The organism is Acinetobacter sp. UBA3106, assembly GCA_002365595.1.
Lineage (GTDB): Bacteria > Pseudomonadota > Gammaproteobacteria > Pseudomonadales > Moraxellaceae > Acinetobacter.
In genome coordinates, this window is the sequence record DFAM01000009.1 from 206,137 (window position 1) to 206,671 (window position 535).

A 535-nucleotide genomic window follows, 5' to 3' on the forward strand; every position below is an offset into this window, starting at 1 on the left:
CCAAACATCATGCCAGCGAGTGCTGTACTTGCCAGCATACCGGCTTGAACAGCACTCATGCCCCACTCCTGCATCAGCAGAGGCAGAACTACACCATTGATCGCTAAATCATATCCGTCAAATAGAACAATGAATAAACACCACAATACAATGCTTAAGTGAAATTTAGTGAATTTTGCATGATCAATCACATCATTCACACTAATCGTGTTTGCTACTCTCTTCGTGTTTTCTGCCATTTATACTCACCTCCTGTGAGTTGTTATTCGTTGTTTTCAGTACGACCCATGACCCTAATTCTTAGTTATTATTTTTGATGACTTATAGCGCCACACTTCCGTAACAAACTCAGTTGAACACAGCTATTTTTGACTAAACACACTACTAAAGTATTAAAATTGACCAAATTCCTAGCCCCATGAGTCTAGTTTTTAACCATTCTTAAATTGACAATATAAAATGTGGATTAAAAAGGATAAAACTTAGTTATTTTTTTAGAATAAAAACTCTTGGTAAAAATCCCACGCATAAAAAA

At 36.1% G+C, this 535-nt stretch carries 1 pseudogene; it reads right to left on the reverse strand.

The window, feature by feature from the left end:
- Positions 1-239, reverse strand: a pseudogene (locus B4C48_RS03655) (aromatic acid/H+ symport family MFS transporter); the annotation flags it as partial.
- Between the last annotated feature and the right edge of the window lie 296 nt (positions 240-535).